19 protein-coding genes and 3 pseudogenes are annotated in these 25,070 nt (G+C 24.0%); 7 read left to right on the top strand and 15 right to left on the bottom strand.

The genetic code is table 11. The features are described from left to right. Window positions 1-1,004: 1,004 nt before the first annotated feature. Window positions 1,005-1,796 (top strand): virulence associated lipoprotein, encoded by a 792-nt coding sequence (locus tag QIA19_RS05755; RefSeq protein WP_418905274.1) that lies wholly within the window; start codon window positions 1,005-1,007, stop codon window positions 1,794-1,796. Window positions 1,797-2,897: 1,101 nt separating this feature from the next. Here the strand turns inward: QIA19_RS05755 and QIA19_RS05750 are convergent. From QIA19_RS05750 to QIA19_RS05740, 5 genes and pseudogenes are all read right to left on the bottom strand, one after another. Further along, window positions 2,898-6,074, bottom strand: a pseudogene (locus tag QIA19_RS05750) (Eco57I restriction-modification methylase domain-containing protein); the annotation flags it as partial. Between the two features lie 309 nt (window positions 6,075-6,383). Then, window positions 6,384-7,181, bottom strand: a pseudogene (locus QIA19_RS05745) (PilZN3 domain-containing protein). Window positions 7,182-7,726: 545 nt separating this feature from the next. After that, entirely contained in the window at window positions 7,727-7,846 is a 120-nt protein-coding gene (locus QIA19_RS05780; protein WP_472841225.1) for a hypothetical protein, read from the bottom strand. 277 nt (window positions 7,847-8,123) lie between these two features. After that, window positions 8,124-8,189 carry a hypothetical protein gene (locus QIA19_RS05775; protein ID WP_472841224.1) on the bottom strand — a complete coding sequence of 22 codons (66 nt, stop codon included), beginning with the start codon at window positions 8,187-8,189 and terminating at the stop codon, window positions 8,124-8,126. Window positions 8,190-8,194: 5 nt separating this feature from the next. Beyond that, the gene (locus tag QIA19_RS05740; RefSeq protein ID WP_418905273.1) at window positions 8,195-8,542 is read right to left on the bottom strand and encodes a ParA family protein; all 348 of its coding nucleotides are present in this window, start codon (window positions 8,540-8,542) and stop codon (window positions 8,195-8,197) included. 1,154 nt (window positions 8,543-9,696) lie between these two features. On the opposite strand from QIA19_RS05740, the gene QIA19_RS05735 reads away from it, so the two are divergent. After that, entirely contained in the window at window positions 9,697-9,975 is a 279-nt protein-coding gene (locus tag QIA19_RS05735; RefSeq protein ID WP_418905272.1) for a hypothetical protein, read from the top strand. Between the two features lie 267 nt (window positions 9,976-10,242). On the opposite strand, the gene bptA is transcribed toward QIA19_RS05735, so the two are convergent. The 6 genes from bptA to QIA19_RS05705 all read right to left on the bottom strand — a co-directional run bounded on the left by bptA (window position 10,243) and on the right by QIA19_RS05705 (window position 15,456). Continuing rightward, entirely contained in the window at window positions 10,243-10,863 is a 621-nt protein-coding gene (bptA, locus tag QIA19_RS05730; protein WP_418905271.1) for a virulence-associated protein BptA, read from the bottom strand. A gap of 12 nt (window positions 10,864-10,875) precedes the next feature. Beyond that, entirely contained in the window at window positions 10,876-11,385 is a 510-nt protein-coding gene (locus QIA19_RS05725) for a hypothetical protein (protein ID WP_418905270.1), read from the bottom strand. A gap of 1,101 nt (window positions 11,386-12,486) precedes the next feature. Then, complete coding sequence (locus QIA19_RS05720; protein ID WP_418905269.1) at window positions 12,487-13,068, bottom strand: chromosome replication/partitioning protein; 582 nt, start codon at window positions 13,066-13,068, stop codon at window positions 12,487-12,489. A 16-nt stretch (window positions 13,069-13,084) separates the two neighbouring features. Further along, window positions 13,085-13,843 (bottom strand): ParA family protein, encoded by a 759-nt coding sequence (locus tag QIA19_RS05715; protein ID WP_418905268.1) that lies wholly within the window; start codon window positions 13,841-13,843, stop codon window positions 13,085-13,087. Next, window positions 13,819-14,382, bottom strand: coding sequence for a DUF226 domain-containing protein (locus QIA19_RS05710; RefSeq protein WP_418905267.1), 564 nt, complete (start codon window positions 14,380-14,382; stop codon window positions 13,819-13,821). The genes QIA19_RS05715 and QIA19_RS05710 overlap by 25 nt, the downstream gene beginning before the upstream one ends. 9 nt (window positions 14,383-14,391) lie before the next feature. Then, complete coding sequence (locus QIA19_RS05705; protein ID WP_418905266.1) at window positions 14,392-15,456, bottom strand: plasmid maintenance protein; 1,065 nt, start codon at window positions 15,454-15,456, stop codon at window positions 14,392-14,394. A 718-nt stretch (window positions 15,457-16,174) separates the two neighbouring features. On the opposite strand from QIA19_RS05705, the gene QIA19_RS05700 reads away from it, so the two are divergent. Next, window positions 16,175-16,735 (top strand): isochorismatase family protein, encoded by a 561-nt coding sequence (locus QIA19_RS05700; RefSeq protein WP_418905276.1) that lies wholly within the window; start codon window positions 16,175-16,177, stop codon window positions 16,733-16,735. A gap of 554 nt (window positions 16,736-17,289) precedes the next feature. Continuing rightward, a complete protein-coding gene (locus tag QIA19_RS05695; RefSeq protein ID WP_418905265.1) occupies window positions 17,290-17,511 on the top strand; it encodes a hypothetical protein in 222 nt (73 codons plus the stop codon). Here QIA19_RS05695 and QIA19_RS05690 read toward each other — a convergent pair. Both QIA19_RS05690 and QIA19_RS05685 read right to left on the bottom strand, forming a co-directional pair. Next, window positions 17,499-18,104, bottom strand: a complete 606-nt coding sequence (locus QIA19_RS05690) for a hypothetical protein (RefSeq protein WP_418905264.1) — start codon at window positions 18,102-18,104, stop codon at window positions 17,499-17,501. The two genes, QIA19_RS05695 and QIA19_RS05690, sit on opposite strands and share 13 nt — an antisense overlap. 508 nt (window positions 18,105-18,612) lie before the next feature. Then, a complete protein-coding gene (locus tag QIA19_RS05685) occupies window positions 18,613-19,641 on the bottom strand; it encodes a ferrous iron transporter A (protein WP_418905263.1) in 1,029 nt (342 codons plus the stop codon). A 1,056-nt stretch (window positions 19,642-20,697) separates the two neighbouring features. Between QIA19_RS05685 and QIA19_RS05680 the strand changes: the two genes are divergently transcribed. Continuing rightward, window positions 20,698-21,036, top strand: a complete 339-nt coding sequence (locus QIA19_RS05680; protein WP_418905275.1) for a ParA family protein — start codon at window positions 20,698-20,700, stop codon at window positions 21,034-21,036. A 116-nt stretch (window positions 21,037-21,152) separates the two neighbouring features. Beyond that, window positions 21,153-21,401 carry a plasmid partition family protein gene (locus QIA19_RS05675; protein WP_418905262.1) on the top strand — a complete coding sequence of 83 codons (249 nt, stop codon included), beginning with the start codon at window positions 21,153-21,155 and terminating at the stop codon, window positions 21,399-21,401. Between the two features lie 741 nt (window positions 21,402-22,142). Here QIA19_RS05675 and QIA19_RS05665 read toward each other — a convergent pair. Further along, window positions 22,143-22,989: pseudogene (locus QIA19_RS05665) on the bottom strand (S2/P23 family protein). Window positions 22,990-23,016: 27 nt separating this feature from the next. Between QIA19_RS05665 and QIA19_RS05660 the strand changes: the two are divergent. Continuing rightward, window positions 23,017-23,238, top strand: coding sequence for a hypothetical protein (locus tag QIA19_RS05660; protein WP_301364956.1), 222 nt, complete (start codon window positions 23,017-23,019; stop codon window positions 23,236-23,238). A gap of 1,321 nt (window positions 23,239-24,559) precedes the next feature. Here the strand turns inward: QIA19_RS05660 and QIA19_RS05655 are convergent. Continuing rightward, window positions 24,560-24,943: a hypothetical protein gene (locus tag QIA19_RS05655; protein ID WP_418905260.1), complete on the bottom strand. Its 384-nt coding sequence runs from the start codon at window positions 24,941-24,943 to the stop codon at window positions 24,560-24,562. Window positions 24,944-25,070 lie beyond the last annotated feature (127 nt).

Below are 25,070 nucleotides of genomic sequence, written 5' to 3'. Positions count from 1 at the left end.
GAATAATTCGCTAATAGTATAAATATTTTAACTCTACTCTAAAGATTTTAAAAAAACTGGCGATATGAATTCATTCCAATTAGCGAACATCTACACAGAACTTTTCAAAAATGCCAATAACGCCAATCCAAGCTGCATCAATATTGAACTCCTTTGCCAGACATAGATAAACTTTTAGAGAGATTAATGGGCAAAAACTCAATAAGAATAGAAAATATATATCTACTTAAATTTTATGCAACTCTTATCAAAGATAGGCTTTTGCATTATTATGTCAATTTCAATACATACTCTCTGAAAGGTTGTTTATATATTAATAATATGTCCTTTTTTAGCTCTACTGCCTATTGAGTTTTTTTACGCATTTGATTATTAATTATTTATGCATGATATCTGAGCTTATTATATTTGTTTTTATACTATTCTATATCTTGATCTTATATTTAATAAATCCTTGTATTCTATTTTCTTTTTACTTTCTCTAAAAATTATTTTATTATTATAAGCGGAGCTTAAGTCAATCCATTCAATACCAAAAAGCTAAACTATCAATTTCTCTTAACTTAAGACTGGAAATTCTTTTTTATACTTACCTAGATTAATACTAAGCCCTTTTATATATTATTTTTAATAATAATCTCTCCTATAAATTAACATTTTGGAATGCAAAAGTCTTACACATCTAAATGGTTTTTAAAAATATTTTCTTTGATTAACATTATAACAAATATTATCTTTACAAGCTTTATTATCACAAATTATCTTTTTAAATAAAATATTGTATTTAATAAATTTTAAAAATTCATTTCCACCAAAGTTTCATAGAAATTATAAATGGATAATTCTTTGTAATTTTTTGTTTTAAATAAAAAATTTTGATAAAAATCAATCAAAATTTTTTTAAAAGTTTAAAATACTATAAAACTTATATCAATGAAAATATTATTGAATTAATCTAATATTGAATTATATTAAATATTAGATTTTAATTAAGGAGAATATTCATGAAATATAACATCATTACGGGTTTATTTGTTTTTCTATTTTTAGCTTGCAATCCAGATTTTAACACCACTCAAAAAGATATTAGGTATCAATCTAGCAAAAAAGGACTAAAATCTAATACAAAAGGATTTAACCCTAATCAAAAAATAAAATCTAATCAAAAAGAAGACCATGATAAAAAAACAAAAAACACACTGCTTAATGATTTAATAAATTTAATAGAAAAAGCTCACGCAGATAACGAAAAATATAGGGAAAAGTTGGAAAAAGAACCTAAAGAACAATATGGAATATCGGCTTTCACAATCTTGGGTTGGGCAGATTTACAAGGTGAAAAGGTATCTGCTGATACCGAGAGATCTAAAAGATATAGAAAACATGTTTACAGCATCTTAAATACCATTCTTGATAATGAATTAAAGAACTTTTCAAAAATTATAAAGTCAGTAGACCAAATACAATTCACATTTAACACTCTCCGCACACTTGGAGACACTCTTGAAAAGACAATTATTAGCCTATATTCCAAAAAAGACAACCTAAAAGAGCTAGAAATTTCAAACTTAGAAAGTCTTAAAAATTTATTTGAAAAATTATTATCCACAACATTAATTGTCTCAAAAATGATGCATGAACTTTTATTAGATTACCAAAATGATACAAATAATATAAAAACAGATATAAATAAGCTTAAATCTCATACAGACAAAATTTTCTATCATTTGATAGAAAAAAGCAAAAATACAGAAGAATTCAAAAATAACATATTTTCCATTATAAAGGACCTTTAAATTATGCATTGAAATTGTCATATTATAAAAGCCTACTTTAATTAAAAGGTAGGCTTAAAGTTTTAAAAAAAGATTAAAAACAATTTTTCACCTTTAATTTACATAAAATTTAAATAGAGATAAGTTTGTAAAATCAATCTATTAGTTTTAAAATTATGCTTTTTTATAGTGTCTATAAAAACTTCTCCAGTAATTAAAATTTATTAAAAATCTAAAATATTTTCTTAAATATTTATTAGAAAGAATATTTGATTTGGTTCAGAGTATTATTGGAAATATATTTTAGTTTGGAATTTATTTTATTCAAGACAACATTGTGGCTAAATTCTAGTAATAAGCAACCTGCTATTTCTATAATCTTTAATTTAAAAATAATAGCTAATCAATAGATTAACATTATTAATGGTATATACTTTAAAAGAACTATATTTAAAGACAATTAATGTAAAAATTAATTACAATTTAACAATTTCATTTCTAATAATTGGCGGTTACAAACAAAAATGAGAATTATGCAACAAATTAAAGGCTTAATTATAAATTGCTATTTCTAAATCGGGAATAGAAAAATATCTTTGTACTTCATGTCAATCTTACGACAGCTTTATAAATTTTTTAAAAAAAAGAACAGGCATCATCCCTTAAGGGATGATGCACAAACAAGCTTTACTCTAGACAATTACCACCTTATACCTGTTTCTTTATAGCAATAAGCCTTAAAATTTATAATTGCATTTATATCTTTACAATGAAAAATACTACAACTACTACAATTTTTTGGATGCCTTTAATTAATAAATTTACTGTTACTACGTTTTTCTAATTAGCGATGTAACACGATCATTTATGTAAAAAGTTTCTTCCTTTATTCGAAAATTTCTTATAGTAATTGTGGTATTAAAAAAATACAAATCTAAAATTAAGTGATACTGTATAAACCTATGCTGGTTTTAGAGCTATTGCATGATAGAGATATAAATGCGGTTCTAAGTTATATTGCTATAAAGAAACTTAACTTTTAGGCAGGAACTGCCTAAAAGTTAAGTTTCTTTATCCTTTTTCATTTTTGAGCACTTTAAAGTCACTAAGCAAAACCTTAAAATCTTCTTTGGCTAATAATTTTTCTAGCTCTTCTTTATCTATCTAACAATTTAGAACTTTCTTTTACAGATTTATCCTCAAAAAATCTTGAATTAAATTAATGAATATTTGAATCCTGGTGAAGAAATATAAAATTTTTATTATTATATTATTTATACAATGTTTATGCTTTATTAAATGCAAACCCATTCCAAAATCACTATATTCTTCAATAAGAGTACTAAATTGACTAAACATTTTCTTAATAAAGAATAAATTCTTTATTATCTTTAACCTCTATTATTGATTCTTGAATTGAAGATGGTTTTTTAATTCGTTCTATTCTAGTTCAATTCCCTTATAAGCATTTCCTTTGCTGTCCTTTAGATCACTAGTGCTATTTATTTTAAAATATTATCACTACTCTAAATCATAAATTTTGCTTTAAAATTCGATGTAGGAGTTTTAGTATTGCTTATTTGAAATATTGCAAACTTAAAACTCAAATACATATCTTTAAATCTTTTTTAATTTTGAAACTGATAAATATAATTAAGCCTATATTTGCTTAATATATGTTTTCTTAGTATCTTAGAACTAGATTCACTCCAAATGGCCAAAGGCACCAAATAAGTTAAATTCCCGTTTTCTTTTATTAATCTTAAAAGAAATGTAACAAAATATCTAAAAAGATTTAAATCTCCACCACTAGTAAAATCTGCAAAATCACTTTTATAAACATTATTAATATTAATTATGCCGTTTTTTTCATTGTATTCAATACTCAAAGGATGATTATCTTTACTAAACATTTCTTGCTTTATTTTGTTTTATTCTTTTATACTTAGCTTTCAATTAGGAATATGTTTTAAGAAAAACTCTGCTTCATTAAACTTGGTTTTCTCCCATGGCGAATTTCCATTACAATATCGAATCCTTCCCTAGTATCTGGAAACTCAATTCCATAGTGGAAAAATTTATAGTGGCTACTTAATTTTTTGATTTTGTCCATTTTTTCATTATCTTCACTAGAAGTTTTATTGCTCAAAATACTTTCAATTAAATCAATTACAGCTATAATATCACTAAATTCTATATTTAAAGATTTGTCAAAAGATAATGAATAAAGTTTAATTAAAGAAAATATTATTCTTAAATTATCCATATATTCACTTTTCTCATACTCTTTGTATATCTTTTTAGATCTTTCTATATCCTCCTTAGTAGTATCGTTAATACCTTTAATTTTTTGATAACTATCTTATAAAATAGCTGTAATTTCCTTAATTTTTTTAAAATAAAGAAAATCCACTTTAAAATTTCTTTTTTACAATATCAAAAAATTCATCTTTGGGTATATACTAGTAAGGCATTTTCAAATTTTATATGATGCTCAATAAAGCTTAGTGGTGTTCCAAAAATAAAGGTATTTATCCACAAACTTAGCATAGTAATTTCAACTGAAATAGGATTATATCAACGCCATAAATGCACCTCTTTAGCGGCATCCTTTTAATACCAATTCTTTACTTATAATATCTTGAACATCATGCTCTTCATTTTCTTTAAAAATAGCCCTATATTCTTTATCAAGCTCTTTTTTACATCTTCAAATTTATCTAGTTGATACCATACTTTTCCGTTAAGCAATCTAGACAAGAAATTAAAAAATGCCCTGATCTACAAGAATTATCAATGATCTTTATATCTAAAGGGGATTTGGTTTTAAGCTACTCTTCAATTGATGATATGAACATAAAATCAGTAGTTAAGTCATCTAGAGTATAATATGCCCCACTTTTTTTTCTATCAAGTGATCTAGATGTAAGATAAATATTGCCTTTAAGATATGTAGCAATTTTGTTTACTTTATTGTTTTCAAGCTCTTCTTCAGTACGAATGAGATAAACTCCATCTTAAACAATACGATGAACAGCAGAATATGCAATTCTTAGGTCATATTCAAGTAGAGTTTCGTATAATTCTCCAAAACTTTTAGGATCTAACCTTGAATACTTTACAAATTTTTCATCTTTAATATTTTTTTCTTCAAAGAAAAGTATTTTAACTAGTATTTCTTCAATCTCACTAATACTGAATAAACTTTCATTATTTAAATATTTCACCTTATCTTCTGAAAAGAATCCTCCATTAAATATAGGAAACTTTATTGCATCACTTCCTTTATCAAATAAATTGAAAATTGTTATTATTTTTTTATATCCTAATTTCTTTTTTGTATTTTCATCATAAAAAAATACCTAAAAGATACAGAAGATCTGTATAATTTATTTTCTTCCAATATTTTCTTAAATATATCGTTATCTTCAATATATGCAATAAAAAATAATTAATTCTTCAAGAATGCTGACTAAAATATGCTGAGCAATTTCTTTGCCTGATAATTTAAATTCTTTGTAATATATATATTTTTTGCAATTTTAAATACTATAGAGGCATCAGGCTTCTCATATAGCATCTCTCTTAGGTTTTTTAAATTATCTCTTTTTCTTTTTGGCTATTTGTTCTTTTTCGACTTTTATTATATTGCTTGTCTTCAGGTATCTTTCTTTTCTTACAAGGTAGCTAAATAAAACAAACCATTCTTGTTCTCCGTACTCTTCTTTTTCTTCAATTTTAGAAAAATTAAATTCAATATATCTTTTTTCTCCATAAAGTGCTTTTGATTTGTCATACAATCTCCACACTTTTCTATTTGAAAGTATTCCACAATGTTTTTGATATTAATTTGGATATCTATATATCTGCTCTTCTGCTTCTTTTGCTTTATCGTTTAGCATCAAAACTAAAGGTGGGAGCTTTACTTCTGCTATAAGCAAGATATCTTCAGCCGGAATAGGCTCATTATTTTTTTTAGCTTTTTCTAATTTATTATTAAAATCTATTTTGTCTTTATCATTTTCAAAAAGCAGTATATCTACCCCAGAATTTATTCCTTCTATTTGCCCACATTTTTACTGTTCCACTGAATAATTTAGTTCTTCAAATATAGACTTTAGTAAAGACTCTATATTTGCCTCTGTTGAATTATTATCTATTGAAGAAAGTTTATTTGTTAAAAAAATGAAAAAATCTTTTAGCTTATTAATATTTTCTTTTTTTATAAAGTCTTTTGATAATTCTTTATAAAGAGGGTATATTTAGATCATTTGTTTTTATAATGGCATTAATTTCCATAATTTATACTGACAAAAACAGTCTATATTGCTCAAAAATCTTTTTTAGTTATTTTAATTAAAATTAATAATTAAACAAAATATCATATTATTTTTCAATTTTAATATTTAAACACATTAACTTTATCTATAAAAGAATATTATTCAAGCTTATTTCTAGTTTTTCCCCATATTTAGGCAAAATCAATTTTTATATGGGGCCTACAAATTGCTATAAGCTACATAAAAGAAAATTTAAAATCAAAGAAAAGCCTTTTTAAATAAATTATCTTATTACTCCTTGATAGAAAATTTTTACATAATAAGAATTTTAATCTCCTAATTTGTTAAAATAATTATAGATTAACATAATATATTCAAGTGGTATCTTATCCTCATTAAAAGCAATACCAAACGCGAAAACCTTTCAATTAGACATCTGAATAGTGCTTAAACTTTTTAAGCTATCCCTAATAAAGATCTCTTTATCCATAAATTCAAAACTAAAAATTAAATCAACAATTAGACCTTCATTAACATCTCTATCAAAAGAAACAATAACTACAGCACTTCCATAAGATAAATCCTTGACTATACATTTATGTTTTGAGCCATTGATTTTAATAAAAACTTTATCAAAATCAATTTTTAGTCTTTTAATAAAATATTGTGCTAACAATAATCCTCTCATGAATTCTACAATTTTGCCCAAATTTCAATTGAAGAAGTTTTCCAACTTTAATAAGAATCTCTTCCGGCATAGAAGTTGAAAATTTAAATTTTAATAAATTGTATTTTTTATTTTGGCAATAATATGTAGAACAACTCAACAATTTTACAGAAAAACAGGGGGAAAAGCTTAGTTATTATTAGAATTTAAATTTTTTTTAAGTTGCATAGAACCCAAATTTTTATTTTTAGGCAAAGCCAGAAATATAATATCTTCTTTAAAAAAGATCTTAATATCATCCATAGATATAGAATATACTATTCCAAATACAGAATAAATATCTGTCCTCATCTCAACAGCATTGCTAAGATTTAAAAAATTATTTATTTCTGTGCTCGTTTTAATCTCTTTATTACCATACTTATCTTTATATTCTCTTATCTTTCTAGATGAAATCATAAGCCTATCCCATATCATTTATATATATAAGATAAAACAAGACTCATTTAATATTTCTTTTATAAATTAAACAAAAATATTGATTTTGGCAGAAAAGCCATGTGGCGCGATTTTTTATCTATTTATAAAGCTATACCTTGACTTAAATTTATTTTTTAGAGACTTATGTAGACTACAAAAAATAAAACTTACAACCACATGAGAAGCACAATAAAACCCTTTTACTCTCCTTAAATAAATTTATAGCACTTGACAAGAAAATGCTCATATAAATAAAAGTATTTATACTTTTATTTATTTTTTTATAAAAAATCTTTTAAAGACAAGATAAATATCACTATTGGTAGCTTCCTTTTCATCATTTATTTTTTTTAACAAAAAAATTTAATAACCTAAAAAAATATGCTTAACACAGCAAAGCAATTCAAATGATATTTTAGAGATTGAAATTTAGTAAACAAAAAAGCCCACCAAGAACTTACATTTCCCAATTTAGAATAGAGATAAGCCTCTAGCCCTAATGGCAATATATTACGCAATTTTAATCAAGAACTTAGTTTTTTATTTTTATCTTTTCTTTGATTTTCATATTCCATTATAAGATCTGCCAAGATACTCTTTTTATCTTTAATAATTCTTTCTAAAATAAAAGACATTCTTTTGATATCTCTTCTGCAAAAAGCATGAACTTCTTTATCTTCTATAAAAAATTTAATGGGGGGGTATTTAAACCATCACAATCTTCTTCTCTATCTTCTTTATATGCATATAACGGTTGTTTTTTTATATTTTTATATGCAGCCTAAAGACCCATTTTTTTAACTTTTTCAATAGAAATATTTCCCTCTAAAACTTTCTATTAATTCATTGTAATCGAATTTTAAATTTAATTTTAACTATTCTAACAAGCCTATTAAAAAACAACTTGTTTTTTAAGATAAACTAAGCGTTTTTGTATCCATCTAAAATATAAAGTTTCCTATTTTTAATTTTTAGTAAAATTTTCATTGTATTTATTTTATTTCTAATATCATTACTTCCCTGCTAAATTTAGCAAGTTTGAAACAACTTGGAATGAAATCTAAATTTTCAGATATATTAACTGCAACATCCCCAAAAGTTTTCTGCTGCTTTATTAAAGAATAAGAATTATAAATATTAATTAATTCCATCCTAGGATGAACTTGAGCTATAAAATAGCTTGTAAATGAGCTTTGTGGATCAAGATCAATAAGTAGCACTTTATTGATCTTGTTAATAATTTTTGAAAACATTATTGAAGAAGTGCTTTTTCTAACTCTTCCCTTGATTAAAGCAGTAGCTATAATATTTAGCTTTTTAGCCAATTTTTCTCTATACATTTTACAATACGTCCTTTTGCAGATATTTTTCATTATAAAACTCATATACTTGTTTTTATAATGCTGCAAACATGTTGAATAATGTTTTTACTGTAGTTGAGATTGCTTAACTTTTCATTCTCTCCTGTAAAAAGATTAGAAGAAATTCCTTTTTTTAAAATATTACTTTTCTTTTCACTTTTTGAAGTTTAAAAATATGATGTCTTTATAGGACTTACTGTCTTATGATAATATTCTTGTCCACTATTTTTGAATTCGTCATAAGAAAAGCCTATAACTCCTTTAAAAAACAAGAAAAATATAAAAAATATTTGTTTTTTGAGTAATTTTAATTTTCTTTTTTAAAGTTTATTTATAAATATTATTATTAATTCATTAAAAATTTAAATTCCCATTATTATCATTAAATATTAAGTTTGTCAATTCAAGGCATATTAAAAATGGTAAAAATATAATAAATATTTCCATTTACTTCTACAAAAAAAGTTAACGAACAAGACTCTGTATTAAGGACATATCAGCCAAATAAAATTTTAATTTTATTTTGATAATGAACCATAAGAGACACCAAAGGCTTTCAAAAGGAAAAAGTTGTAAATAGAAGATGGTTTATTTGTAATATTAATAGAAGCAATTTGCGTTTTAAAAGTCATAAACGGTTTGCTTAAGGTATTTAAAACTTACAACCCAGATTAAAAAATCTGGCCAAAATTAAAGCATAAAACCATAATAATAACAATTAAAATTTCTTAAAGTGGAAATTAGAAAAAACTAGCTTCATTTATAATCTTTGATTTAGAAATGGAAAGTTAGCATAATAATATTATTTATACAAATAAATCACATTTAAAAATTTCTTTGTTTATAATTATTAGCAAAACATCTAACAAATAAAATAAAGCAAACTTTTATTTATGTAAAAATTACTAAATGATAGTATAACGATTCTCAATTAGGTATTTTAATTAGGCATCATATTTTTAATGATGCCTAATTAAAATACCTAACTTCTCTAAAATAGAGAGAAATGGAGAGAAATGGAGAAATTATAAAAAACATAAAATTTACACCTTTCAATATACACCATATATATTTATATGGTGTATATTGAAGTTTTTTTATTAATGAATTAAATCTATATTTATTTTATGAGAATGATAAAAGGATATTTATTTTACAAAGTTTCTGAAGCTCAAGAAATCCTTAAAAATAAATTTGATTATAAAATCACAAAAAGCCATTTAAGATATAAACTAGAGGTTTTTGAATGTTATATTAAAATAGGAAATATAATGATGATTCCAGAAGATTTCTTGAGATATTTAACACTTAGCTTAGTCTTGTTTAAAAAAAACGAAAAATATAAAATAGAAATAAAAAAGGAAATTAAGGAAAAAATGCCTAAATTTAGAGAATTAATAAAAAAAGAATAAATATATTGTTTACATAATGGTGCAATTTTAAAAACACGCTATCTCCTAATTTTAAAAATAAAAAAATTCCCACTTATATACTACATAAATCAATTTTTAATAAAAATTGATTTTATTATTTCTACCTTTTTTAAATTTTTATTATCCTTTTAAGGGCAATAAGACGTAATTTATAAGAAGTAACCAATTTGTTAATAAAACCCTTATAATTTTTTTGCAATGAATACTAGAATTAAAAACATGCTATTTTAAAATTTTCAATTTAAATTAAAGATTGTATTTTGGTAAAAAATTTTCTATATCTATTTGATATTTCTTGTCTTCATTAGAAATTAAAACAATCTTTAATCGTTTTAATTTTTTTATTTTCTTAAAAAACCTTTTAGAAATAGTGACACGTAAGGTATTTTTTACTATAAAAGGAAATTGTAAATGAAAAAATTTTTCATTTACGTTCGGATCACCAATGTTAAAATCTTTTAATTGCTGCCACTTCTCACTTGGCAAATTATTTTCATGCTTTGAAACTTTAGCATCTTCAAATCCTTCAAAAATTACACTTTTAAAACCTAAAATTTTATTGTCGTGCACCCTAAAATCAAACTTATAAACGGTAGATAATGCTCTATAAGCATCTGCAAGATAACCTGTCGCTTTCATCATCTTTTTATGCTTAAGCTCAGGAATTATAAGCTGTGATTTTATAAAAACTAATTCTTTCAAATTACTATCTTTAAAAAGATATGCATAGGTTTCATCAACAAAAACATTATCATCAAACTTTTCAACAATTTTATTATAAATAACATTGTTTTCTTTTTGTTTGTAAAAAAAGAAACCTAAAAAAATACAAATTAATAGTAACCCAAAAAATAATATTTTACCCATTAATAATCTGTCCTACTTATGAAAAATCATATCAAATGCACTATAAAAATGTGAGCTATTTTCCCTGCTTACCCTGAAAGAATATTTTTTTTTCTCATTATTTATCTCATCAAAACATTCAACATATACATCAATTCCATTTTCTTCTGCTAACTTTCTTATTTTATTCATTTTTTCACTGTAATCAAAGAAACTCATATCAAAATTAAAATAATTAACCCTGTCAATAAAGCTAGAGTGGGCATTGATTGGATGCTCTATTACAGAAACCCCATTAATATACACCTTTTTAAATACAATCTCTGTGTTATTTATAACTTGTATATTAAAACCTAAATCCATGTATCCGTCGTGATCATGCCTTAAAGTAAAAGATCCAAATTTGGTTTTTAATTTAAGAATTAAACCGAAATCATATCTATTACTATCATTTAAAATAACAACTTCTTCAGATATTTCACTAGAAAAAATAAAACTGTTGGGAATTAATAAAAAAGAAATTAATAATATTATTACTTTCATACCTTTTATTATTATACTATTCTAAAGAAGAAATAAATAGAATAAAAATTTTTAATTTTTCTTTTGTGAACTATTATTTCTAGATCAAAGATTATAGAAATAGCTTATTGCTTTTATCCCATGATAGCTTATGGGCTCTTTTTTAAGAACGGGCATTCATCAAAGAGCATATCCACAAGTTTTGCCTAGGATAGTTTGTCTTAGTTTATTTTCTTATAGGAATAAATAAGCCTTAAAGCCTAATAAAAAACATTCTAGTTATTTAGATAAATATTACTGAAAACCTTATTTTGGCCTGGAAGATTATTATGTTATCTCTACCAGAGTAGTATTCTATTGATATTATCAAAAATCACATTTAGAGCTAAAATAACTCCATTTATTAGAAAGAATTTCTAAGAAAGCTTCTTTAAAGTTATCAAAAATAGTAGGAAAACAGTTAAATCAATTTGGGTATCTTCCAATATGTTGATTATATGATTTTTAGTTATTTTCTTAGCAGGGCACATTTAACTCTAATTTAAAAATTTAATATTAGCGTAGCATTGTTTAAAATAAATTGGTATTACTGATCGTATATTAATCTAAAAGTTTGCATTCTAAATTAGTTAATGCAAAAACTAATTATACTGTGATGACTTTATTTTTCAAGCTGTCTAAATTTTTTATTACAAAGCAATAATTTGTAGTAATATTAACGAAAAAATTTCTATATTTTTTAGTAAATATTTATCCGGGTTGATTTGAAAAACCAAATGCCTAATTCTAACATTGATTGATAAAAATGCTTTTTAAGTTTTTTATATATTTGAAATTTACTTATACAAGATTTTTCAGTGGCGATTCTTTTATAATTTTATTATTATTAGTATAAAATCACATAGGGCCTAACCATAAATACTCTTAAAGCAAGAATACTTATCTTAAGCCCTATAAAATAGACATCGACCAAAGTTAAGGATGCTTAAGTTAATAGCACCACTTGCTAACATTATACGATATCTACAGTGTTAAAATCAATACATTATTCTTAAATAATATGTATATTACCCAAAAACTATAATTTTATTTTCTGCACACAAAATTATCTATACTAAATTTTTAATTATATTTTTTACATTCCTTATATTCTTTCATAATCTCATTAAGCAATTCTTCTTTATCTTTAAGTAATTTTTCTAACAAAAAACTAGTAAATCTTGCTTTTGATTTGTAATATATGTATGCATTTTCTGTTTTAAGCTGAAATCTTAATGGCTTGATAAAATTTCGATGGGATTTTTTGATTCTCATCCCTTCTTTATCCTTTAAAAAAAATAAAGAATTTTGTATGCCGTTTTCGATTATATCTTTCTCTTGAACCAACCCTTCTTCTATTGCATTTGCTATTCTTAAATATTCATAAGCCTGGCTTTTTGCTATTTTATAATTCCTAGTAAACATTTCAAAGTTTTGATAGCCATCTAATTTATAATATTCCTTATCTTTAATCTCTTTCAAGATCTTCATTGTTTCTATTTTATTATGAATTTCTTTTTGGAAGTTGACTATTAGCCTTTCTTTTAAAAAGAGAAATCGCTCCATTTTATCTTCATCAAAATTAATTTCAATTTTATTTTGATTTTTATTAGTATTGATACGATCCTTTATCTTTATATTCATATATTTAAATTTTACACTCATTTTATCTCCTTATTTATTATGAAGTTAAAAATTTTTCCGATAACTGGAAAAATTTTTCAAGTGTAATTTCATATTCTTTTATATAATCTTTATTTAAATCGAAAGTATCGTTCTCTGCTATTCTTTTGTTTAAGTCTTCACGCTCATGGATAAGGCCTAAAAAATTATCATCTTTGCTTATTAATTCCAATAAGTGTTTATAAGTATTATTTTTCTTAAAATTAGTTACCATCGGGAAAATAGGTATTTTCAATTTTAATCTTTTTAGAGCAAATTCTAATAGTTGTAAACTTTCGACTGACCATTTTTGAGCGGTCATTGGAATTATTATGTAATTGCTTACAACTAGCACATTTGTCAAAATAATTCCTAAACTAGGACTGGTGTCTATTACTATGTAATCGTATTTATGTTTTAATAATTTTAAATTGTCTTTTAATCTTGTTTCCTTAAACGGAATGTTGTCATCATAAAAAAGGTATAAATATATATAACTAGGCAATATGCATAAATTATTGTTTAATCTAAAGGTGGAAGAATCTATGTTTTTTTTATCTGTTAATACCTCATAAATATTTTGTTTTGAAACATCTACCCCTTGTTCTTCTAAGAGATCTGAAAAATAGCTAGTGGTTGATGCTTGTGGGTCGGCATCAATTAAAAGCACTTTATATTTTTTAGACAAGAGTGTTGAAAAGATAATAGCACTTGTGCTTTTACCAACACCTCCTTTAATTGAACCAATGGCAATTATTTTAGTATTTTCTCTATCCATTTATTTATGATTCCTCCATTTGGTAATTCTTTGCAATAAAATTCATATACTTCTTTTTCTAATCTGTTTAACATATCAATAAACGCTTGAAAATATTTTTTATTAATCCTTTCTTTTTTGATTAGCCTAGCAAGGCTTCTTAAATAACAAAATACACTTCCTTTTTTAAATTTAAATTCTATATAATATATTTTGGAAAATGTGTATGCTTTTACAGCACCATTAACTTTATATCTGGTAATAATGTTTTTTATAGGCTTTCTGTGTCCATAAAAAATTCCTATGAATTTGTCATTTTCTCTTATGGAGAATAGATTGAGTCCTTCCAATTTTTCCTGGTTAAATAACTCTCTAAAAAGAATTAAAAATTTGTTTTTTTTATATCTGTTTATTTCAAATTTATATAAATCCATTAGCATTTTGGTGTGATATATTGTTCTTTCATTGAGAATTTCTTTTTTAATGAAAATTTCTGGCTTTCTGCTTTTTTTTATTATTTCTTTTTCTTTTCTTTTAAGTTTCTCTATTACGCCTTGCATTTTAAACTCTTAATTTATATGGCCATTCTTATAGCTATTTTGCGATTCTATCAATACTATAATTTCATTATAGTATTGATTATTAAATATTTTTTTGTATTCAAGTTTATTTTGTTTATTTAAGTATTCTTTAATTTTAGACTTTAAATTTATTTTTTTGGTTTTATTATATAATTGATCTAAAAGTATGTTATATATATTGGTTTTCATATTATCTTTATGTTTTTTATTGTCAATCTTATCAATATCATTCTTTATTTTTTTTATAATTTGATCAAAGTCTTTGTATTTATTGCTTTCTAATATGAAATGGGGCTTGTCTTTATATTTATGATATGTGTTTTGCATTTGTACTTTTAATTTTTCTTTATCGTAGCCCTCTTTTATAAAATCTTTTTCTGTTTTTTTTAGAATTGAAATTAAATCCTCTCTCTTTTTTTGTAATGTCTTTTGTGAATGATTTCTGTTTTCTTTTTTGAAGTGGTATTTTTCTTTGCTTATAAATTTGAAAAGATTTATTGTTGTTTCTTTTTTTAATTTCAGATTAATGATAAAAGAGGAAATGTCATCGCTGAAATTACATTTTTTTGAGTATTTTTTTAATTTAATTTCATAAATTTGTTTTTTTATTTCTTCTTCTTTTTTATATTTATTATTAAAACACTCCCCATCTTTTACATTACCCTTTTTATTATAATTTATTTTAATGTATGAATTAACACGTCTTTGAAATCTTTCTATTTTTTTATCCTTGAAGTATTGGTTTAGTATATTGTAGCAGTCTTTTTTGGAGCACCTAAGAGCATAGTAGACTTCAGTACCCATATTAATACCTAAATGTCTATAGTAGTTAATAGTAATATTAAGTTTTTCTAGTTTGTAGAAGTAGTTTCGAAGCGTTTTGATTGAAACTTCTTTTTGCCCATTGCGCTTTAAGTTGCTGTTAAAACAATAAAGAATGTCTGATTGGTTGTATTTTTTTTTATTTTTGTTAATATACTCAAGTGTTGCAATTAAAGCAATTAACTTGTGTTGGTATTTACTTTGTATTTGTAGGGATTTATTAACCTTCACTTTATCCTCCTCAACTTCGGATGGTTTTTATACACTCTTACATAATAAAGCAATTTTTCAGATAAGTAAAGTTTAGCACTAAAAATAAAAAAAATAAAAATTTTTCATATTGTGAGACGTTATGAATAGGTTTTTATTATAATTGAATTTAATATTAACTATAATTAAAAAATTATTGTAAGTAGGAAAATTATATTAGGGTATTGTTTTTAGCACCTTGAGCTACATTTTTTGTAATGCATGGTAAGTAAGTTTTTTGTCATTTTTCTATTATTAATAAATAATTAATCATTTCGGGTCTGTTTATTTTTAGTAAGATTAGTAATTAGACTTTTAATTTTAAAGTCTAATACAGCAGTTTATCAATGTTTAAATTTTCCTTATGTTGAACATGTCTTGCAGCAATTCTACTGAAAAACAAATAAAAATATGTTATATTATGTAAGAGTGTTTATAAAATAAAACATAATTAATAGAATTCTTATTTTTCTTTTAACATTTGCAGTAAAGAGTTTAACATTAAGTATTAACTCAAAAATATAGGCTTTATGTTTTATTTGGATATCTTTAAGGTAAAATTAATTGTTATTTTAAATTAAATAAATAATTGCTGAAAATTATATCGATTAATATTTCCTAATATAACAGAATTATATCCTACTATTGAATATCTCTTAAGGAGAATTTTATTTTAAAAGTAACACAAAATAGTGCACTTATTTTAGTAGATATACAAAATGATTTTTTAGAATCGGGTGCTTTGCCGGTATCTAATAGTAATGAAATGATTCCTTTGATCAACCAGCTTCAAAATTATTTCACAAACATTCTTGCTACCAAAGATTGGCATTGTAAAAATCATATAAGCTTTTTTAACAATAAAAATGGGGGTATTTGGCCTGAGCACTGTGTCAAGAATACTTGGGGATCAGAGTTTCCCAATAATCTAGATATAAAAAGAATAAAAAAAGTTTTTTTAAAAGGTACTGATCGATATTATGATAGTTATAGTGGATTTTATGATGATTGCATTAAAACAAAACAAACGGGCCTTCAGCTTTATCTGAAAAACAATTCAATCAATACATTATTTATAGCGGGATTAGCATTAGATTTTTGTGTAAAAGAAACAATACTTGATGCAATTAACTTGGGATTTAAAATCTTTCTAATAGTAGATGCTACAAGAAGTATAACAGCTACTCCTGAATTAATAATTCAGGAGCTTGAAAAGCTTAATGTATTAACTTGTTCTTCTAAAGATATCTTCGACAGCTAAAGTAAGCTTAATCTAAAAAAGAGCATTCAAAAATATTGAATGATGGAAAACTACTATTTCTCAATCAAAGATTATAAAAATAGCTTATGGTTTAATACCATAATAACTTCTTAGGTTTTAAGGTCATTTGCTAGAGCATGTTTAATGAAAAAATTAATGTGTTTTTAGCGAAAGATTAAAGAATACTTCGACGATAAAGTTATTTAACATATTTTTTATACAAATAGGGTTGATTTTAAATCAAAGTTATATATATAGGAATATAAACAGATCAAAAAATGCAAAAATATTATTTTACAAACCCAAAAAACAAGCCTTATTATAGTAAATTGTAATGCAAATTCATTTACTTACTTTAGCACTAGCTTATGTTAATAGAAAATATTATTAAAAGGGCATCAAGGTAATATAATTTATTACTTTAGTGTAAATCTTAAAAGAAATGGATAAATTACTTATCATCTTTTTCTTTTTTTAACTTTTTTATAAAGCAGAAAAAATTTTACTTTTATACTCACAATTTTTTTCAAAGAGCTTAATTAGTAGCCTTTTATTTGAAAATAACCATATATGCTTTTTCAAAGCAGGGAAGCAGGGAAGCAGGGAAGCAGGGAAGCAGGGAAGCAGGGAAGCAGGGAAGCAGGGAAGCAGGGAAGCAGGGAAGCAGGGAAGCAGGGAAGCAGGGAAGCAGGGAAGCAGGGAAGCAGGGAAGCAGGGAAGCAGGGAAGCAGGGTAATACCAATACTTTTAGCAGTGTTATTACCTACCCTGCTTGACTTCTAAATTCATGACACACCGTCTTAATTTCATTAAATATCTTATCTTCGGGGTCACTGTCAGGCCCCCCACTGCTCAATTCTTTGTTATTATCATTTGCTTGAATAACTGGAGAATTTAATAACATGAAATAATTGTCAAAAACACTAGCAAGTCTGCTTTCTATTCTATAATGTTCTTTAGCATCTAGATTAAGCTTTACATCTCTACCCTCTACATTCGGCCGATTATCTCTACCATATTTAATACAACTAAGCAGTTCTTTAATTTTGCCCCTATCTTTCAGTTTAAGTAAAAACCTTTTAACATACTCTTCTATTTGAGATGCATTTCCTTTTAAATAAATATCAAAATGGGGTGTACTAGTGTATGCTTTTGGTAATTCATTTTTTAGTGCATTAACAAAAAAGGTTAATGTATTAAGCTCTTCATTACTAAGTCTTAGATTGCTTTTCCAATCTGATTTTGAATTAATATTTTCCACACTTACTGCGTCTTGCAATAAGTGATTTTTATTGTTGCTATTATTTTTGAATAAACCACAACTGACAAAATAAATCGCATAAAACATGAACAAAAATCTACTATACATAATATCTACTCCTCTTAGCTTAGCATATAAAATTCAAAGTTAAATTGTATTACGTAAGTGTATTTCATTGCTGTTATTTTTCAATAAAATAAAACTTTGCTTGTTGCTCAATATTAAATTCATCTTTTAATTTTAATCTATTAAATATTTGACTATCCAATGTAATTTACTGATATCAAAAGCATCAAAAATTATTAGTATCTTTTCATATTAAGTAATGCTTTAATATTCACTCATTTTTTTGATAAATTCTAATTCACCTATTTTGCTTCATTTGACTTCTTAATTTGATAAAATGAAAAAGATTTTTAAAATTAATCTGATGATACCATTAAAACGATATTTTTGACTTTTCTCCAAATCAATTAACGTATTTTTTGAAACTTGAAAAAATTCTATTTTCTTACCCATAATGTTTGTTTGCAACTAGATTTTTCTTTATTTGATTTAAAACAAGTCACATTCACATATTATTGTTTCCTGTTTTAATCTTATAAAATAGATAGTATTAAATGTAGTGCCAAACACCATCTTGATTAATTGAGCCTTGTACTGCTTTAATATAATCTTTTATTGATGAAATTGAACTTTCTATCGCTTTATATGCTTCGTATGAATCATATTGTTCTTTGATCTTTGAAATTAAAGTTTTTATTTTTTCTTCAATCTCATTTAAAGGTTTTATTTTTGCATGTATTTCTTTTGCGCATACAAAATTTGTCGCAGTCTTTATGCTTGTTTGAATATAATTCAATAAGGTTTGAAAATCTTTTTCAAGTTCTTTTTTTGTAAACTTTTTAGCTTCTTCTCTAGCTTTTTCTTTATCGGCATAGTCAAGGTAAGTAGAATACATTAAGGTTTTTTTTGTTGTAAATAATGTATAATCATCATATATCTTGCCAATTGTTTTTGTTGCTGAATCTACATTATATTTAAAGCCTTCTAGATAGGATTCATGCCGATTTCTTAATCTTGTTCTCTCAGCATATTCACGATATTTTTCAGAATATTCATTATATTCTTCTAAATCATACTGATCATAATCTTCTTCCTCTATTTCATCAGTGTGTGAAATGGTGTTTGAGCCCGAAATAGTTTTTAAGTTGCCCTGTGGTCTTAAATCAGAATCGATAGTAAAATCAATTTCATTGCTTTTAATAATAGTTTGCTGAAATTCACCACTTTCACTGCTAAGGGAATTCAAACTTTTTTGAAGCAGTCTTTTATGCTCATTTTGTTCTCTTAATAATTCGGTTTTCAAATTTTCTCCGCCTGTCATTACATTTTTTTGCAATAAATTACTAGCATTAGCAGGCCACTTCTTTATGTGATGAGTAGGTGGCTCTTTTTTATCAACCTTCTCTTTTTCTTTCTTATTAATAGACTTTTTAACAGGTTCTTCAATATCATCTAAAACAGATTTTGTATTATCAAACAAACCAAGAGATTTCTCTTTCGTTTTATCTCTCATGGATAAATCACAGCCGATAAAACCAAAAAGCAATCCCAAAACCAAATATTTACTTTTAACTTTCATTCTTCCTCTCCTTAAAGTTAATATTAATTCTAAATCATTTTAAGTCGGATTCCAAAAATTAATAAACCTTTTATTAAAAGAGGCAAAATTATTCCAATTTTATTTTATAAAATACTAAGCTAATATTTACTATTATTTTTTCAATTCATTGAATTTCTTTTGATTATTAAAGATTTAAAATAAATACTATTAAGGGGTTGGCAAAATACTTTTTATTAAATTTTAGAAATATATCTTGAAAAATAACTTCTAAATAAAAATTAAAAAAAGTTTAAATACAGATTCAATGCTTATGGCTTATAATAATTGTGGCAGAAATTTACAAAGCGATCTGTTTGTAAAGATAATATTAGATAAGCTTAAAAGTAAAGTAACTTCTTTAATTACAAATATAAAGATTAAATCACAATAAAATATTGCCAAGCATATCTGAATTATAAAGATTATCATACATACCAAGCATTGCAAATTATTTACTCAAAGCCTACATTAGTAAAAAACTTGCCTACAATCTTATAATTTTTGAATGTTTTCACTACAATCAGATCTTTATATTCTTTTTCAACATAATGCTTTATTATTAAGAATATCTATTTTTTTTAAACGTTTCATCTTTTATTATATATGAATAACTATAAAATTCCAACTAATAAAAAAACTTATTATCATGACAAAAACTATTTTTAAAACAAACTCAATGTATTATTTTTTTATTTACTACTCTTAAGATGAAAAATCAATTTAATATATAATTTGTCTTAATTTTAATATTAATTAGTTTAAATTGCTTTATTAGCATGTCTAAACTCTATTCATTAATATAGTCAAAAATTATAAGTATTTTACTTTATAAAAGTATCACTATTTAAATGAAGGCCTTACTATATAACTATTTTTCAATAATAGAAAACTTTGTTTATTATTTAACATTAAGCTTATATTTTAGGCATGTTTAATGCTTCTTCACTCTTGCTTATTGATATTTAAATTGGGGATATTAAATATGGTAGAGACAATATGTCTAATGTGATTAGTAAATGAAATCCTCAATATAATATTGTAAATGAAAATTTAGATTTTATTCCGAGTTACATTGATTTAAATCTATTTAATAGAGATTTAATGCCTTTAAAGGAATTGAATCTAAAAAAAAGTTTATTAAATATTCAAAAAAACTGCGATTATATAATAATAGACACTAATCCTAGTATGGATTCTACATTAGCTAATGCTTTAATTGCTATCAATTTTGTATTAGCGTCTATTATATCAGAAAGGTGGGCAGTTGAAAGCTTTGATATAATAATATTTTATATTTATTACTTAAGTTTGAATTTAAAACCCTTTATTTTTATAACAAGGTTTAAAAAAATAGCACTTATGAAGAATTGTTAAAAATTTCATATTCAAAACACAATGTTATTGGGATTATTAATGAAAGGGAAGATTTAAATAGAAAAATTGCTAAAAGTGTAAAATAATATAACATAAATCTTATTAGATATAACGAATTGAAAAGAGAGTTGTTTGAAATTAATAAAAAAACTATTTTTTTTTATAAAATAACGACTATTAGAATTTTGAAAGAAATTAGAGATAAAAAATATTATAAATTGGATGGATGCAAAAGTTTTAAGGCATTTGCCGAAAGTTATACGGTGCCTATTGGTAGAAGACAAATATATTTCTACTTAAAAATAGCTTTTAGCTATGAAAAAACGTATTTTAGAAGAGAATTTTATTATCGAAAATGGAATTAATAGAGCTTTAATGGAAATTAACAATTAAGATAATAAAAAGTTAAATAAAGCTAAATCTAAGAAAAAAAACTTAAAAGAATTAATTTTAGTATTGAAAAAGGAAAATTTCTTATTTTTTTACAAAAAAAATAAGAAATTTTTAGGAATTTTAATGTGTGAGTTATTTGGAAAGGAAAAGAACCTAATTGAGAAAATGATAGAAAAGGAATTCATTTATAAAAATCTTAGTGTATGAAAAAATTTTACATTATGAAAGTTCTATTATTTAAAATAAAAATTGTTGTATATTTTTTCCATATATAATGGAAAAAATATACAACAACCCAGCATTAAATGCTATTGAAATTTGTGTTTTGAAAGATATGAATAGGGATATTTATAAATTTTATGAATCCATTTCAGATATAGAAAATGATTTATACCCTATGTCTTTAGTGTCTTCAATAACAAGTCAAAACATTTAAATGAGTTTTTTAGTTTGGGCTCAAAAAATCTAAAGAATTAATTAACTTGTTGTTTCGTAAAATTAAAGTAAAGTTAGGTAATAATGTGTTTGAAAATGAAGTTTTAATATCCACGAAAAGAAAAAAGGAGGGAAAACAATTCAACTTGATTTTTAATATCGATGCTTTCAAATCGACAAATTAAGATGCCGAATATGCCACACAACTTTATCAAATTTTGAATTATATTTATATTAATTGCTAAATTTTTGTCTTTGCTTTTCTTATTCAATTTTTATCATTCATCAGTAAAAAGTTTTAATTTTTCTTTTGATAAATTTGAATACTTATTAAATATTAATTTAATAGTAGTATTAAATAGCTTTAGATTTAATATGATTTCGTAGGTTGTATCTTTACCGGTTTGTTTATCTTTTATAGTAAGATAATGCAGGTATATAGTTACAGTGACTTTTCTTGTAAAAGGACTTAAAATAATTTGCTAAAGAATTGTCAAAAACTCCAAAATTATATGAATAAATGTAATTAGGTTCTTTTTAAGTTTCTTTTAAATTAATTTTGGCTAAACCAGTTCTATTTCGTTCAAAATCAATATTAGATTCTTCAGAATTTAGTTTTAAACTTTTGATTTCGTATTTTTTTTCAAACTCTTTAGTTGACTCAAATGCTATTATCTTAGCTATAGGTGCTTCTTGGCCGAGTATTTTATAGTTATTGTCATTAATGCTATAATTATAACTAAAAAAAAATGAATAAGTTTTGAATCGAATGGGTGAAAAAATATAAGAGTACCTAAGTTCTCTAAGATCTTCAATTAAATTGTTATTTTTATCTTTTAAAACCCTTAAGTTTCCAGATTTTGCCCATGTAACATAACCACCTACAAACAATTCAAACGCTTCTCCCTCTTTTATTTCATTTAATTCAGGTTCTTTAAAAGAAAAACAAGTATTTTCATTACTCTCTTCAATGGGGTTTTTATCATATTTTGTAATATTTTCCTCTTCAATTATCTTAAAATCAAAACCCCCAGTTTTGATGCTGTTGGTTTTTGAAGATTTTGGTGGAGTCAAAAAACACGAATAAAATAGTGGTATATACAAAAATATATTCAAAATACATATAGATGTGTAAGATTTTTGTATGGCAAAATGTTAAATGATTGGAAAGATTCTTATGAAAAACTTAAGAAAAGTTTTGGTATTAATCCAGGCAAATATAAAAATATATTTCCATTCTTAAAGGAAGCCAATATTTTAACTATTTGTGGCGCATGTATTAATTCAAACTTTGTGTATAATAATTTTTTAGATAAATTAAAAAAGGAAGCAAAACGCAAGGATGTCCTAAATATAAGAGTAAAAAATAGGTAAATTTTTAGAGCTAATATAAAAAAGTTCAATAAGAATGGAAAATGAATATAAAGCTTTTAAAAATAGAATTTGTAAAGTTATGTCTACATAGAAGTATTATAATAGTAATAAACTTATTAAAAATGTAGTAGTAGAAAAAAATGTCGATAATAAATATTATATTTCAGTATTAGTTGAAAGCTTGGATGTTAAAAATAACAAATAAAACTAGAAATGATAAAAAAGAGTAGCTAATGTGAAAAAGCCAATCATCCTAAATATTTATAAAAAATGAAAATAAATTTAAAAAATGCTAAAGAAAAATCACTAAAAAAATAAAAGGGTTCTATTAATAGAGCTAAATCTAGATTAATAGTTGCTAATTTGTATAAGAAAATTTTAAATTAAAGAAAAGACTTTTTGCATAAATTATCTTATTATTTTTTGGATAATTATAAAAATATAATAATGGGGGGCTTGATAATTAATTTTATGTAAAAAGGAATGTTTTGGGGGAAAGTATTAATAATGTTGTGATAGAGATATAGATACAATATTAGATCTTGAATCCTTCTTTTTTTTATAAAGAAATAAAAATTCAAAGCAGGAGCTGCCTGAAGCAAGGCTTGTGAATCATGCTTTGGTAGATAACTATTTTTAAGATAAAAAATAATCTAAAAAGTTGCCATATGAGATGAAGCAATAATTTATTTTGATAATCTTTGATTTAGAAATATTAGCTAACTTGTTGGATACAATCATTTGGCTTAATTACAATTAATACAATAAGCTAGATCATTGTATTAATTGTAATTAAAGCTATTGATATTATTATAAATATATAAAGCTTATTATTAATAATTAATAGATAAAAAATTAATTTTAACATTTCTATTAATAATAAAAAAATATCAAAACACTTTTTACAAAATCTGATTAATTTTGTAAAAAGTGTTTTTAGTTGCATATGAAAATATATTATACACATAGTCAAGCATGAATACACGATTATTGCTGTCATAAAAATTTTAATTCTCCTTCAATTTCAGTCTATCTCAATTTTTTAAAAATTCCATTTTTGTTTATCGATAGTTCTCTATGCATTTACTAATGCATATTATAATCTTAGTATTTGAGAGTGTTTTTAAATGCCGGTTTAGCTATGTTATTTTTTGAAAAGTTTCCACACAAAAATTTTTTGTTTTTTATTTTTTACTTATCTTGTTGCATTTGATGGGCATTCTTTTTCCCTAGGGCTTGAAATAAAATAATAAGTATATAATCTATATAATCTGTATTTAATATTTTAAATAAACCATATTGATCCAGATCTAAGGCATAGTTAGGATTTGTTTTTTAAAATTTTAAAATAATAAGATTTGCTATGCAATATTATTGGATTTTTATACATTTTGATTGCAAGCCCTTCAAACGTTATAGCATTTTTCACCAATTCTAATGGATTATACTTTGTGAAATATTTGTTGGGATTGTTGCTTTTTGAAAAGTTTGATGTTTTAAAATATTTTAAAATTTCTTCTTTGGGATATAAATTAATACTTCTTTTCCCATATTTTTTGGAAGCTGTTATATTTTCTGGTAGTTTATAGGTATTAATTTTTCCTTGTTTTTCTAATTTAAATAATTTGATATAAATGGTAATTTTTTTTGTGCTTTTATTTTTTATAGTTTGTATTTCTTTTAAAGTAAAATATTTTATCGTCAATAAGTATTATTTAATCCCCTATTTATATATATATCTTGTTATAAACAAGTTAATTTGTCGAACAGGAGTAGAAGTTATTCTTTTCCTTAATTTGGAAATTGAGCTTTATACTAAATAACTATAATAT

Origin of the sequence: [Borrelia] finlandensis, assembly GCF_030438365.2 — a bacterium.
GTDB classification, from domain to species: Bacteria; Spirochaetota; Spirochaetia; order Borreliales; family Borreliaceae; genus Borreliella; species Borreliella finlandensis.
Note: the sequence above shows the minus strand (reverse complement) of the source record. Positions and strands in the feature narration are given on the sequence as shown.